This window comes from Pantoea cypripedii (genome assembly GCF_002095535.1).
Lineage (GTDB): Bacteria > Pseudomonadota > Gammaproteobacteria > Enterobacterales > Enterobacteriaceae > Pantoea > Pantoea cypripedii.
This window is the reverse complement of the sequence record NZ_MLJI01000001.1, coordinates 395020-408361: the sequence shown is the minus strand read 5'-3', so window position 1 is coordinate 408361 and position 13342 is coordinate 395020. Positions and strand designations below refer to the sequence as shown.

At 57.0% G+C, this 13342-nt stretch carries 14 protein-coding genes; 11 read left to right on the top strand and 3 right to left on the bottom strand.

All coding sequences use genetic code 11. From position 1 onward, the window contains the following. Positions 1-110: 110 nt before the first annotated feature. From HA50_RS01805 to HA50_RS01790, 4 genes are read left to right on the top strand one after another with little or no spacing between them, the layout of a single operon-like run. Entirely contained in the window at positions 111-959 is an 849-nt protein-coding gene (locus tag HA50_RS01805; protein WP_084871937.1) for a transporter substrate-binding domain-containing protein, read from the top strand. Between the two features lie 3 nt (positions 960-962). Then, entirely contained in the window at positions 963-1670 is a 708-nt protein-coding gene (pxpB, locus tag HA50_RS01800; RefSeq protein WP_084871936.1) for a 5-oxoprolinase subunit PxpB, read from the top strand. Next, complete coding sequence (locus HA50_RS01795) at positions 1667-2653, top strand: 5-oxoprolinase subunit C family protein (protein WP_084871935.1); 987 nt, start codon at positions 1667-1669, stop codon at positions 2651-2653. Before pxpB ends, HA50_RS01795 begins: the two co-directional genes overlap by 4 nt. Positions 2654-2672: 19 nt before the next feature. Further along, on the top strand, positions 2673-3440 hold the full coding sequence (locus HA50_RS01790; protein ID WP_084871934.1) for a 5-oxoprolinase subunit PxpA: 768 nt from the start codon (positions 2673-2675) through the stop codon (positions 3438-3440). A gap of 53 nt (positions 3441-3493) precedes the next feature. On the opposite strand, the gene HA50_RS01785 is transcribed toward HA50_RS01790, so the two are convergent. Beyond that, on the bottom strand, positions 3494-4702 hold the full coding sequence (locus HA50_RS01785; RefSeq protein WP_084871933.1) for a pyridoxal phosphate-dependent aminotransferase: 1209 nt from the start codon (positions 4700-4702) through the stop codon (positions 3494-3496). Between the two features lie 493 nt (positions 4703-5195). Between HA50_RS01785 and nac the strand changes: the two genes are divergently transcribed. From nac to HA50_RS01750, 7 genes are all read left to right on the top strand, one after another. Beyond that, positions 5196-6119, top strand: coding sequence for a nitrogen assimilation transcriptional regulator NAC (gene nac / locus HA50_RS01780; protein ID WP_084871932.1), 924 nt, complete (start codon positions 5196-5198; stop codon positions 6117-6119). Between the two features lie 119 nt (positions 6120-6238). Further along, positions 6239-6667, top strand: coding sequence for an acetyl-CoA carboxylase biotin carboxyl carrier protein (locus tag HA50_RS01775; protein ID WP_084871931.1), 429 nt, complete (start codon positions 6239-6241; stop codon positions 6665-6667). A gap of 119 nt (positions 6668-6786) precedes the next feature. Then, positions 6787-7542 (top strand): SDR family oxidoreductase, encoded by a 756-nt coding sequence (locus tag HA50_RS01770; RefSeq protein ID WP_084871930.1) that lies wholly within the window; start codon positions 6787-6789, stop codon positions 7540-7542. 19 nt (positions 7543-7561) lie between these two features. After that, the gene (locus HA50_RS01765; protein ID WP_084871929.1) at positions 7562-8257 is read left to right on the top strand and encodes an amino acid ABC transporter permease; all 696 of its coding nucleotides are present in this window, start codon (positions 7562-7564) and stop codon (positions 8255-8257) included. Between the two features lie 5 nt (positions 8258-8262). Then, complete coding sequence (locus tag HA50_RS01760) at positions 8263-9018, top strand: amino acid ABC transporter permease (protein ID WP_084871928.1); 756 nt, start codon at positions 8263-8265, stop codon at positions 9016-9018. A gap of 9 nt (positions 9019-9027) precedes the next feature. Continuing rightward, entirely contained in the window at positions 9028-9765 is a 738-nt protein-coding gene (locus tag HA50_RS01755) for an amino acid ABC transporter ATP-binding protein (RefSeq protein ID WP_084871927.1), read from the top strand. 178 nt (positions 9766-9943) lie between these two features. Then, positions 9944-11068 (top strand): hypothetical protein, encoded by a 1125-nt coding sequence (locus HA50_RS01750; protein WP_084871926.1) that lies wholly within the window; start codon positions 9944-9946, stop codon positions 11066-11068. Positions 11069-11146: 78 nt separating this feature from the next. Here the strand turns inward: HA50_RS01750 and HA50_RS01745 are convergent, their stop codons facing one another. Both HA50_RS01745 and HA50_RS01740 read right to left on the bottom strand, forming a co-directional pair. Further along, positions 11147-12316 (bottom strand): Gfo/Idh/MocA family protein, encoded by a 1170-nt coding sequence (locus HA50_RS01745; RefSeq protein WP_084871925.1) that lies wholly within the window; start codon positions 12314-12316, stop codon positions 11147-11149. A gap of 10 nt (positions 12317-12326) precedes the next feature. Next, the gene (locus tag HA50_RS01740) at positions 12327-13250 is read right to left on the bottom strand and encodes a TIM barrel protein (protein WP_084871924.1); all 924 of its coding nucleotides are present in this window, start codon (positions 13248-13250) and stop codon (positions 12327-12329) included. Between the last annotated feature and the right edge of the window lie 92 nt (positions 13251-13342).

The window sequence follows — 13342 nt, the reverse complement described above, 5'->3', positions numbered from 1 at the left end:
ATCGCGCAACAGGGTTTCCCTCTTATTCGCCTTAAAACAAAGCCGATATAGTCCGGGAAAAGTGAACATTTTCCGGCGCAGCCGCGATAACCATCATTGAGGGGCACCACATGACCATGAAAAGACGTACCACCATCGGGCTGGCGCTGCTGCCGCTGCTGCCGCTGCTGGCTATCGCTTCCGCCCATGCTGATCTGATGGCAAACATTAAATCGAGCGGTGAACTCAAATGCGCGGTGTATTCCGATGTGCCGCCCTTCTCCTCACCGGACCCGCAAACCCGTCAGTTGGCCGGTATGGATGTGGATTTGTGTCATGCGCTGGCGAAACAGCTGGGGGTTAAAGCCACGCTGGTGCCGACCTCGGTGGAAGCGCGTATTGCGGTGATCGCCACTGGCCGTGCCGATGTGTTGATCGCCAACCTCGCCTACACCAAAACCCGTGGCAGCCAGATCCAGTTCAGCGACCCCTACTACGTCGCCAAAGAGATGCTGCTGGTAAAAGCGCCGCTGGCCGACAAGCCGCTCAGCTATTTCAAAGGTAAGCGTATCAGCGCCACCAAAGGCACCACCTCGGAACAGTCGATCTACCTGAAAGGGGCCAAAGCGGTGACTTTCCAGGATACCGCTTCGGCTTTCCTGGCTGTTGAACAGAACAAAGCGCTGGGCTTTGTCACCAACACCATGACCGGCATCAAGATGATCACTCAGGCGAAAAAAGACGGTATCGACCTCGCGATGATCAAGGAACCGATGGCGCTGGAACCGATTGGCATCGGCATGAAACGTGATGAGCCCGCTCTGCTTGCCAGCGTGAACAGCGGCCTGAAAGCCATGGACGATGATGGCACCATCGACAAAATCTGGGATACCTGGATTGGGCCAAATACCGAATACAAAATGGTGCGTGAGGAGCGCGTACAGCCGCTCGCCAGTCTGAAATTCGAACCGCTGGAATAACCCATGCCCGTGATGTCAAAAACGGCTATCCAGCCTGCCAGTGCTCCGGCACTGGCGGGTGCCACCATTACCCTCTCCACCATTGGCGCGCGCGCCTGGCTGGTTGAAGCTCCGGGGGGGTTTGATCTGCCCTCGCAGCGCCGCGTCTGGTCGCTGGCACGTCTGCTGGCGGGCGATGACGACGTCGAAGCGCTAATCCCCGGCGTCACCAATCTGCTGGTGCTGTTTCGTCATATCCCAGCGGATGAAACCCTGGTACGCGCCAGGCTGCATGCGGCCTGGGAGCAGGCGCAGGCGGTGCATCCACAGGGCAAATTGATTGAGATTCCGGTGGATTACGGCGGTGAACACGCTATCGATCTCGATGCGGTCTGCCGCCATACCGGCTTCAGTGCGCGCGAAGTGGTGCGTCGTCATCATCAAAACGAATACACCGTGTTTGCGCTCGGCAGCGCGCCGGGCTTTGGCTATCTGCACGGGCTGGATCCCCAGCTGGCAACGCCGCGTAAAAAAGTGCCCTCCCTCAGCATGCTGAAAGGCACCGTCACCATCGGTGGCGCGCAGGCAGGGGTTTCGGCGCTGACCGGACCGAACGGCTGGAACGCCATCGGCTATGCCGAGCTGGAGGTGTTTGACCCGCTGGCGGATTCCCCGGCGCTGATGGCACCCGGCGACCGTATCCGCTTTCTGCCGCAGAGGATTGAGCTGTGATTGAGATTGAACAGAGCGGCGCACTCAATACGGTGCAGGACCTGGGGCGTTTTCATTACCGCCATATGGGGGTGTCGGTCAGCGGCGTGATGGACCCGCTGGCGCTGCGCGCGGGTAATCTGCTGCTCGGCAACGATGAGAACGCCGCGGCGATTGAAGTGCAGTTGTTTCCGTTTCGCGTGCGCTTTTTGCAGGACACCAGTATCGCCGTCACCGGGGCCGACTGCCGCGCCACGCTGGACGGCAAGCCGCTGCCGCCCTGGTGGGGCTGCGGCGTGAAAGCCGGACAGGTGCTGGAGCTGCGTTATCCGCGCAGCGGTGCACGCGGTTATCTGTGCATCAGTGGCGGCATTGATGTGCCGGTGGTGCTGAATTCGCGCAGCACCGCGCTACGTGGCGCATTTGGCGGACATCATGGCCGGGCATTGCAGCGCGGCGACCAGCTGGCGCTCGGTGCCGCAAGCGGCCCGGCCCTGCCCACGTCCGGCATCGGCATTGAACCGCCGGAAAGCGCACTGCGCGCGCTGTTTCCCCGCAACAATGCGGGCGAGATCCAGCTACGCGCCATTCCGTCCGGGGAATATCACCTGTTTGCCGCCGATGCAGCCCGTTTCTGGCAGCAATCCTGGCAGATATCGAACCAAAGCAACCGCACCGGTTACCGGCTGGCAGGGGATCCGATCTTCCCGTCAAAAACGGTGGAGATGCGATCGTACGGTCTGATCCCCGGCATCGTACAAGTGCCGCCAGCGGGTGAACCGATCATTCAGCTGAGCGATGCCAACACCGCCGGGGGTTATCCCAAGATCGCCGGGGTGATCGAACAGGATCTGTGGCGACTCGGCCAGCTGCTGCCGGGCCAGTCGATCCAGTTAGTGAAAAGTGATGCGCGTGAAGCCATCGCCATCGAGCAGGCAGTCGCGCACTGGCTCACCCGGCTGCGCCTGAGCTGCCTGCCGCTGCGCAAGGCCATCAGCGCTTAACCAGAGCAAGGACCCTACGATGAAGATTGATGTGAATTCCGATATGGGAGAAGGCTTCGGCGTGTATCAGCTGTGCGATGATGCTGCGCTGATGAAAGTGGTGTCATCAGCCAATATCGCCTGCGGTTTTCATGCTGGCGATCCGGCGATCATGACCAACATGGTGCGGCTGGCAAAGCAACATGGCGTCGGCATTGGTGCGCATCCTGGCCTGCGGGATCGTCAGGGATTTGGCCGCCGTGAGCTGCCGTTTTCCGCTGACGAAATTTGCCAGCAGGTGGCCTATCAGCTGGGTGCGTTGATGGCCATCGCCCGCGCCGAAGGCACCACCGTGGCGCATTTAAGCTTCCATGCCGCGATGGGTAATATCGTCAATCGCGACGAAAAGCTGGCACAGCAGGTGATGGCGCTGGTAGCCCGCATCGACAGTTCGCTGATTATCTTCGCCCAGCCGGATACCCTTATTGAACGCGCCGCGCAGGCGGCAGGATTAAAAACCCTGACGCTGTTCCTCGCCGACCGCGCCTACGATGCCCAGGGGCGTCTGGTGCCACGCGGTGTGGCGGGGTCGGTAATTAACGAAGAAGGCGCGCTGCGCGCCAGAGTGCGGCAGTTTCTGCAACAGGGCACCGTCACCACGATTGAGGGTGAGGAACTGGCCGTGCGTGCACGCTCGATTCTGGTCCACAGCGATACCCCCGGTTCGCTGGCACTCGCCAGCATCGTACGCAGCGAAGTGGAGGCCAGCGGCCATCAGGTGGCACCAGCGGCCGAGGTGGTAGCATAATTCACCAATAAAAACGGTCGCCCTGAAGCGACCGTTTTTTTATCCATCTCTCATCAGGCTTCACGGCAACCGGCACAAAACGCCGCGATACGGTCGCAGCCGGTCTGTAAACGCTCCATGCTGGTGGCGTAGGAAAGACGAATAAACGGACTCATGCCATAGGCCGCTCCCTGCACCGTCACCACATGTTGTTCCTCAATCAAGGCCAGTACAAAGTCCGCATCGTTATTGATAGGGCGGCCACCGGCGCTGACTTTGCCGATATACCCATTGATATTCACAAACAGGTAAAACGCCCCCTGCGGTCGGTGACAACGCAGGCCATCGATCGAGGTCAGACGCTCCAGCACATAATCACGACGTTCGCGGTAGATACGTGCGCGTTCCTGCAATAAATCCTGCGGACCTTCCAGCACCGCAACCGCTGCCGCCTGGGTCAGGGTGGTGACACCGCCGCTGTTCTGGGTGTTGACGTTACTCATCGCCTTAATCAGCGTTGCCGGGCCGCCGCAGAAACCGAGACGCCAGCCGGTCATGGAATACGCTTTTGATACACCATTTACCGTCAGCACGCGGTCATACAGACGTGGTTCCACCTGCGCCAGGGTGTAAAAACGCACGTCGTCATAAATCAGGTGTTCGTAGATATCATCCGTCATGATCCACATCTGCGGGTGGCGCAGCAGCACCTCGCCCAGCGCCTGTAACTCCGCTTTGCTCGCCACGGAACCGGTCGGGTTGCTCGGGTAGTTAAGCAGCAACCATTTGGTTTTGTCGGTAATCGCTGCCTCCAGCTGTTCCGGCAGCGGCTTGAAACCGTTTTCCTGGGCACAAGGCAGCGGCACCGGAATGCCCCCGGCGAACTTCACGATATCGGCATAGCTGATCCACGATGGCGTCGGGATCACCACTTCATCACCGGGATTAATGGTCGCCAGCATCGCGTTAAAAATGATCTGCTTGGCACCGCCTGCCGTCAGGATCTGGCTGACGTCGTAATCCAGCTGGTTATCACGTTTGAATTTCCGCTGAATCGCCTGGCGCAGTGCCGGGGTGCCATCGGTGGGCGGGTAACGGGTATCTCCGGCGCGTGCCGCCGCGTAGGCCGCCTCGATGGCGTGATCCGGCGTCGGGAAGTCTGGCTCCCCGGTGGAAAGCGCTACCACATCAATCCCCTGCGCCGCGAGATCGCGTGCTTTCTGGGTCATGGCGACGGAGGCGGAAACAGTGACATTCTTGAGTCGATCGGCTATCTCGGGCATGGGGAACTCTTCCTGATCTCAGGGTCAGCAGAAACGGCGCAGCACGCCGAAACGCGCAGGGCCAGCAAGGTTCTCTGAGGATAGGTTTTTGCCCAAAGCCACCGTTAATAGCGCTTTGTTGTGGTGATATAACACAAAACGATGACTGGACCGGTCGCACACTTTGGCCACAAATCCAGCGCTTTACGCGGAAATGCGCGGCGGGTCACGCAGTTGCTACGCTGGATATGTTAAAAAAGTGTTACTTTTAGCCGGTTTTACGCGCCAATCTGGCGCATCGCTGTCGTCAGCCATTGGTAACGCTGATGGGAAAGCGCACCAAAACGGTGCGAAATACCCCGCCTGAGCATTTGTTGAGCAGGCACGGAGTCAACTCAGCAAAAGCCTTAGGAGGCACACTGGCCGTACCCTCCTGTCTGAGTTCAATCACTAAACCTTATTCTGGCATCAACTTTGCTTGATGCTGATATGCGTTCCGTTGGAGGGAGTGACCATGAATCTTCGCCGTCTTAAATATTTTGTCAAAATTGTCGATGTCGGCAGTCTGACGCAGGCCGCCGATATTTTACATATCGCCCAGCCCGCCCTGAGCCAGCAGCTGGCAACGCTGGAAGGGGAAGTGAATCAGCAATTGCTGATTCGCACCAAGCGCGGCGTCACGCCCACCGAAGCGGGTAAAACGCTCTATTCCCATGCCCAGTCCATTTTGCGCCAGTGCGAACAGGCGCAAAGTGCGATTGATCGTGTCGGCGCGTCGCTGAGCGGCAGCGTCTCTGTCGGCCTCGCGCCGGGCACGGCGGCACAAAACCTGGCCCTGCCGCTGATGATGGAAGTCCAGCAACAGCATCCCGGTATCGTGCTTTATTTTAATGAGAACTTCGGCACCACGCTGAGTGAGCTGATCATGAATGGCCGTATGGACATGGCGGTGATCTATGACCACCGCAACATCCACGGTCTGCGCTTTATGCCGCTGATGAAAGAAGATCTGTGCTTCGTTTGCCCCTTCAGCCTCGCGCAACCGATGAAGGAGATCCGCCTGGCAAATGTGGCGAAATACGATCTGTTCCTGCCGCGTATCTACAACATCATGCGCAAAGTGCTGGACGATGCCTTTGTACAGAACAACCTGCAATATCAGGTGAAATGCGAGATCGAATCGCAAACCACCCTCAATGCGGCCCTTGCCGCCGGGCTGGGCGCGACTATCATGCCGGAATCCGCCGCGCGGGCGATGCTGAAAAATGCCGATGCGTGGATGGCGAAGATTGTCGAACCGGATGTGCAGGCATCGCTCTCCTTCTGCATGTCCGATCACCTGCCGCTGTCGCAACCGGCAGAAGCGGTGAAATCGATTCTGCTGTCGCTGATGTCACGCCGCAACGTCGAGAACCATCCCCTGACGCTGGTGGGATAAGCCTCGCTTATTACCGCAAAGCGAAACCCTCTTACTGCCCGTCTGACGAACGCGCTAGATTGACGGCATAGCTGCCCGCTCCGGCGGGCTTTGTCGTCTTTTGCTTTGACGGGAACCTCATGGAAAAAACCGCAATACCGCTGCCGACGCTGCGCGCTATCGCGCGCCGGATGCGCCGCTCCGGGCTGAGCCGCCTTGAGCTGGGCGGTAAAGACTGGTCGGTACGCCTGACTTTCGCCCCCTTGCCTCCTGCTCCCCCTCCGGCCCCGAAGCCCCTCCCGAGCAGCACCCATGCTGTCACGGCAACGATGCCGGGTACCCTGTTGCTGCGTCATCCGCTCAGCCAGCAGGATTTTGTCCAGCCCGGCCAGCAAGTACAACCCGAGGAGGTGCTGGCGCTGGTGCAGGTGGGTCCGCTGTATTTGCCCGTCACCAGCACCAGCGCTGGCCGGGTGGAAAATGTCACCGTGGGTGGCGGCTCGCCAGTGGAATACAACCAGGAAATCATGATAATTCATCAGGATAACCCCGCACTCCCGCGGTTATAAGGGTCGCTTATTGCCTCAAAATTTTTATGTCTTATCCCCATACCACATAACTGCATAAAGTCAGAAAAAGATCAGAAACGCGCCGTAGCCAACAGGCCCGGCGATGACAGGAGAGGCAAATGCCATTTTCAGATTACCAAACCGCACTGGTCACCGGCGCATCGGCCGGGATGGGTGAAGCGATTGTTGAACGTCTGTGCCAGGAAGGGATCACCGTTCACGCCGTAGCGCGCCGTAAAGAACAGCTGGCGGCGCTGGCGGAACGCACCGGCTGCATTCCACACGCGGTGGATGTCAGCGATCTCAGCGCGCTGACGGCACTGTGTCAGGACCTGCAAATCGACATTCTGGTCAACAACGCCGGGTTATCGCATCCGGGATCGATTCTCGATGCCGATGAAAACGTGATTGAAAGCCAGGTGGATGTGAACCTGCGCGCGGTGCTGCATCTGTGCCGTCTGCTGGTGCCGGGCATGGTGGCACGCGATCGTGGCCATGTGTTCAACATCACCTCCATCGCCGCCATCTACAACTTTGGCGGTAACTCGGTGTACCACGCCACCAAAGCCGGGGTGCACGCCCTGTCGCGCCAGTTGCGCGTCGATTGCTACGGCAAGCGCGTGCGAATCACCGAAATCTGCCCTGGCCGCGTCGCGACCGACATCTTCGGTAACGTTTCTGGCGATCACGAAGATGCACGTCGACGGTTTATTGATGGCTTTGAACTGCCGCAGGCGAAAGATATCGCCGACTGCGTCGCCTTTGCCCTGGCGGCACCGGTGGCGGTAAATATCGGCAATATCGAGATCACCCCAACGTTGCAGGTGCCGGGCGGCCTTTCCACCATGCGACCGGGCGACCGCACCGGGTCGTAATGTCATAAGAGGTAACACGATGGCACTCGATTTCAGCAGTGTGATAACCGGCCACTTCGGCCAGATGATCGTCGATGGCACGGTTGTCACCCTTGAACTGGCGTTGGGTGCCTGGCTGCTGGCGATGGCCCTCGCCATGCTGCTGGTGATCATCCGCCTGACCAATCAACGCATTGCCGTCGGGCTGGTGAAAGCCTATGTCTCGTATCACCGCAATGTGCCGACGCTGATTCAATTGATGATGTGGTATTTCGCTATTCCGACGCTGCTGCCGGAAGCGCTGCAAATGTGGATTAACGATTACAACGCCGAGTTTCTGTTCTCGCTGGTGGCGCTCGGTCTGTGCCAGGCCGCCTACTTCTCGGAAGATATCCGCAGCGGCCTGCGCGCCATCCCGGATGGGCAAAACGAAGCCGCGCGTGCGCTTGGCATGAGCTTTGTGCGCGCCATGTGGTCGGTGATTCTGCCGCAGGGCATTCGTAATGCGCTGCCATCGTTAATCAACCATACGGTGCTGTTGTTCAAAAACACCAGCCTGGCGATGGTGATTGGCGTGGCGGAACTGACCTATGTGACGCGCGACATCGAGAACCAGACCTTCCGCACCTTCGAGGCCTATTTTGTCGCCACAGTGGGTTATCTGTTCTTCTCCCTGTTGCTGATGGGCCTTGGTGCGTTGCTGGCCCGCCGCTTTCAACGCGTCTATGCGAGGTAATGGCGATGCTTGAGATGTTCACCATTTTGCATGACAACGGCATGCTGCTGTTAATGGGCCAGTACCCAAGTGGACCGCTGGGTGGAGTGCTCTGCACCCTGTTGATCTCGCTGCTGGCAGTGCTGTTCGCCTTCCCGGTGGGCGTGCTGCTGGGGCTGGCGCGCCTGTCACCGTGGCGCTGGCTGAGCTGGCCCGCCACCTGCTGGGTCTACCTGCTGCGCGGCATCCCGCTGATGATGGTGGTGTTCTGGACCTACTTCTGCGTGCCGCTGCTGATTGGTCACAACATCAGTGGCTTCACCACCATGCTGTGCACGCTGGTGATTTATGAAAGCGCCTATATCGCCGAAATCGTGCGCGGTGGTATTCAGGCACTGCCGCACGGCCAGTATGAGGCGGCACGCGCACTCGGCATGGGGCATATCAAAACCCTGCGTCTGGTGATCCTGCCACAGGCGCTGTTTAACACCCTACCCAGCCTGGTCAGCCAGCTGGTGTCGATCATTAAAGACAGCACCCTCGGCTATGTGATTAACGTGCCGGAACTGACTTTCGCCGCAAATCAGGTGAGTAACCAGTTGCTGACCAAACCTTTCCAGGTGTTCGCCATCGTGGCGCTGAGCTACTACCTCATCTGCTTCAGCCTGACGTGGCTTGCCAACAAACTGGAAGCGCGACTCGCGCAGAAACGCCGTCAGCCGCCAGTGGAAGCCCCCAGCGTGGCCCCGGCGGTAATGATGACTAAAACCCAATCACAGTAAGGAACGGCTATGCGACCGATGATTCTGTTTAATCAGGTCAACAAATGGTACGGCGCGTATCAGGCACTGACCGACCTGAGTGCCGAGATCAATCCCGGCGAAGTGGTCGTGGTGTGCGGCCCATCCGGCTCCGGCAAATCGACGCTGATCCGCACCGTCAACCGGCTGGAACCGATCGAAGCTGGCCAGATTGTCTTTGATGGCATCGATATCCACGGCAGCAGCACGCGCCTCAACCAGCTGCGCACGCGCATTGGTTTTGTTTTCCAGAGTTTCAACCTGTTCCCGCATGTGTCGGTGGCGGAGAACATTATGATGTCGCCGATGAAGGTGCTGGGGGTGAAACGCTCTGAGGCACGTCAGCAGGCGGGAGAACTGCTGGAACGCGTCGGGCTGTCGCACAAGGCTGATGCCTATCCGGCTCAGTTGTCGGGCGGCCAGCAACAACGTGTGGCGATTGCCCGAGCGCTGGCGATGAAGCCGCCAGTGATGCTGTTTGATGAGCCAACGTCGGCACTCGATCCGGAAATGGTCGGTGAAGTGTTGTCAGTTATGCGCGGCCTGGCACAGGAAGGCATGACGATGATGTGTGTCACTCACGAGATGAATTTTGCCCGCGAAGTGGCCGACACCATCTGGTTTATGGATCAAGGCCAGATTCTGGAAAAAGCCACGCCAGAAAAATTCTTCACCGAACCGCAGCACCCGCGCGCCCAGCGCTTTTTAAGTGATTTACGATCCCATTAATTCAGGCGCTGCGCGATATATCGCGCAGCGCCTCGCATCGATATTAAACCTGAATAGTTATGATATTTCTGTGAAAATGACTCCCACCGTTCCAGCCTCGCTTTAATTTCTTTTCGACCTTAGTACACTTCCCTCACCTGTTCGCCAGTGCGGCTACATACTCCAAAGGAATGAATTGATGAGCGTGGGATCGGTTTCGGCTTCATACGGTACGGTTGCTAATAATGCTGATATTCAGTGGCGGTTTGTGCAGCTAATAAGCTGGAATTACGAACCCCTGGATGTGAGTAATCATGTCGTCGATCTTAGTATTTCAGCTACGAATAACATCACCCTAAATAATTGTAAGGTTGGCATTAAAAATACTAAACAGCATATCTGGGAGGTCATTTCTTCACAGGATGGAAAAATAAAACTCAATAATTGTGAGATAAAGGGCATCATCTATACACCAAATCACCTCACTGAGGCTGAACATTGCTTAATTGAGGGGAAAGTAGAAAGTTACCATGGTGCCATTAATTTAATAACAACGGAGATCAGAAGCCAGGATTACACTAATGTGAAACTGATGCCGCAGTCCGGATTTTATGAGTGGATTTGTCCGGTAAAAGATAGCGATGATGCTGTTTATCAATTCAACATGAGTGAAGTTGATTATTATAAAGACCTTTTAAAACCTGCGATCGGGGGAGAAAATTTATCCCACGTAGCGATTGAAAATGTTGATAACAGCATCAGGTGTGAAAATAAATGCAAAATATATGGCAATGTGGCAATTCTCTTTTATGAGGAAGGGCTTCCCACACGGAATATTGAAATCATCGACTCCACTGTAACCGGAAATCTCCTGAATCGTGCAGGCGATATTCTGGTGGAAAAAAGCAGCGCAAAAGCCGTATACAGTAATATTGGCAAGACAGAGATAAATGATTCCACGGTGGAATTTATTTATACCAGAGATAGTAATACGCTTATCCACAACCATTCTGTTGTCAGGCAGGGGGGCATTCTGGGCGGTCAAAACAATGAAATTTTATCTTCAACGGTCCATGGTTCATTGAAGCTATTGGGGCAAAACCTGAAGATGGGGAAGGAAGCCGTTGTTGATGAAATTTGTTTACCGCGCCTGGATGAGGCCACCGGTTTTATTCCGCAGATTACCCTCGCAAGTGGCGCCACCCTGCACTCTCTGGTTACTCATGACTACCCATGCCGTCTCGGCATTGAACAAGGGGCCACCTTTACGCCACTGAACCATCCGGAAACGCTCCCTAAAAATCTGGAAATTTATTATTTTTAACGGCAAAAACGCGCGATAAATCGCGCCGCTACGCACGGTTTGTAGCGGTGCAATTTATTGCGCGTACGAATGTTCGCTTCAGCAATCAACCCACACCGCTCCAGCATCGGCTGACTGCACGCACTGCCCGACCCAGCGCACCCCCATCAATCCCGCATGCACATCGGGATACCAGAAGTTATCGAGGAACGCCTGGTCAGCACGATCGGTGGCATCCATCGCCAGCGCAAAACGCCGATAGAGATTTGACCACGCCTCAAACAGCCCTTCAGGATGGCCGCCGCCGATCCGATCTTCCTCTAACGCGCGTCCGTATAGATACCCCATACCGCGCTCCAGAATCTGCACCGGCTCGCCCTGCACTTCGTAGCGCAGCTGATTCGGCTGTTCATCCCACCATTCCAGGCTGGCCTTCTCGCCGATGACCCGTACCTTTTGGCCGTGCATCGAGCCACAATTCACCGCCGAGGCCCACATGGTGCCCACCGCCCCGTTGTCATACTCCATCATCACAAAGGCGTTATCTTCCAGCGGTGCGCGGCTTTTGACGAAGCTCTGGCGGCTGCACAACAGACGTTTGACCTTCAGCTTCGGTACCATGGTTTCAGCGATAAACAGCGGATGGGTCGCGAGATCCCCCAGCACATAACTGGGGCCAACAAAGCGCGGATCGACACGCCATTTGGTGCTGGGATTTTGCAGCTCCACCGCCTCGTTATGGAAACCGTGGGCAAACTGCATATTGATGATGCGAATCTCTCCCAGCAGTCCTTCGGCGATCATCTCCCGTGCCTGATGAATCAACTGATGACCGGCATAACCGTAAGTCACCCCGATGATTTTTTTCTTCTCCGCACAGAGTTTTTCCAGCTCATCAGCCTCAGCAACGGTGAAGCACAGCGGCTTTTCACACACCACATGCAGCCCGGCGTTTAACGCGGCACGGCAAATGGCGAAATGGGTGTTGTTGGGGGTGGCGATGGAGACCGCCTCGATGCCGTCGACGCGTGCCGCTTCCGCCGCAAACAGGGTTTCATAATCGGGATAGCAGCGATCTGGTGCCACGCCCAGCGCCACGCCAAAGGCCCGGCCACGTTCAGCGTCGATATCGAACGCTCCGGCCTGCAACACAAAATTGCCGTCACGCAGGGCAGCGGAACGATGAATGTAACCAATCTGGCTGGTGCCACCGCCGCCAACCATACCCCAGCGCAGTGAACGATCGAGAGCTTTCGTGCCGTTAATCATGATGTTGTCCTCAGAATCCGACGGATTGCAGATAGTGCAGGCTGGCAGTGACATCGCGCAGGCTGGTGTCAGCATTGCGCGGGTCGCGCTCCTGTTCGATGGTGATCCAGCCCTGGTAATCACGCTCCGCGAGGAAGCCGCGCACCGCCGGGTAATCAATCGCCCCTTTACCTATCGGGCACATCACCCCTTCGGCACAGGCGGCAAAGAAATCGACGCCACGGGCAATCACATCACGCCACACCGCCTCGTTAACGTCTTTGAAGTGCAGATAATCGATACGATCCCAGTAGCGATTCAGCCAGGTAATCGGGTCCATGCCGGAGTAGTACAGATGGCCGGTATCGAGGCACAAACCGGCCACCTCGTGCGGAATATCCTGCACCAGCTGTTCCAGTTCATCGGCGAATTCAATGCAGCCACCGGCATGGGGATGGATCACCGCGCGCACGCCGTATTCCTGCCAGGCGATTTCGCTCAGGGTGGTGATGTGCTGCATCATGCGCTGCCAGTCGGCGGATGACAGACGCGGCGCTTTATCGGACTGACCGGCATATTTCGCCCGTTCGGGGTTACCAAAATCGATAATCACCAGGTAGGGAGCCGGTTGGTTTACACCGTGGGTTTTCTCTGCCGTCGGCACCTGGGACAGGTTGCGGCAGATATTGTGCGTCAGTTCCACCATTGCCGGGAAATTGGCCGCACTCACCAGGTCGTCAAAAATGGTGCCTGCCACCAGTGACAGGTTGTGCAACTCCAGCTGCTGACGCAGTTCGCGGGCATCCACCGGCAGGTAGCTCCAGGGGCCAAGCTCAATGCTGCGGTAACCCGCCTGCGCCGCTTCACTCAGGACTTTTTGCCACGGCGGCAGAAAGGGATTTTTCGGATCATCAACGCCCCAGCTACAGGGCGCATTGGCGATATGAATAGTCATGATCGTTCCTTGCGGTGATTGATGGCGCAAGTATCAAATAAAAATTTCATCCTCAACAAGCATGAAACTTTCATTTTTTGATAGCGATCATG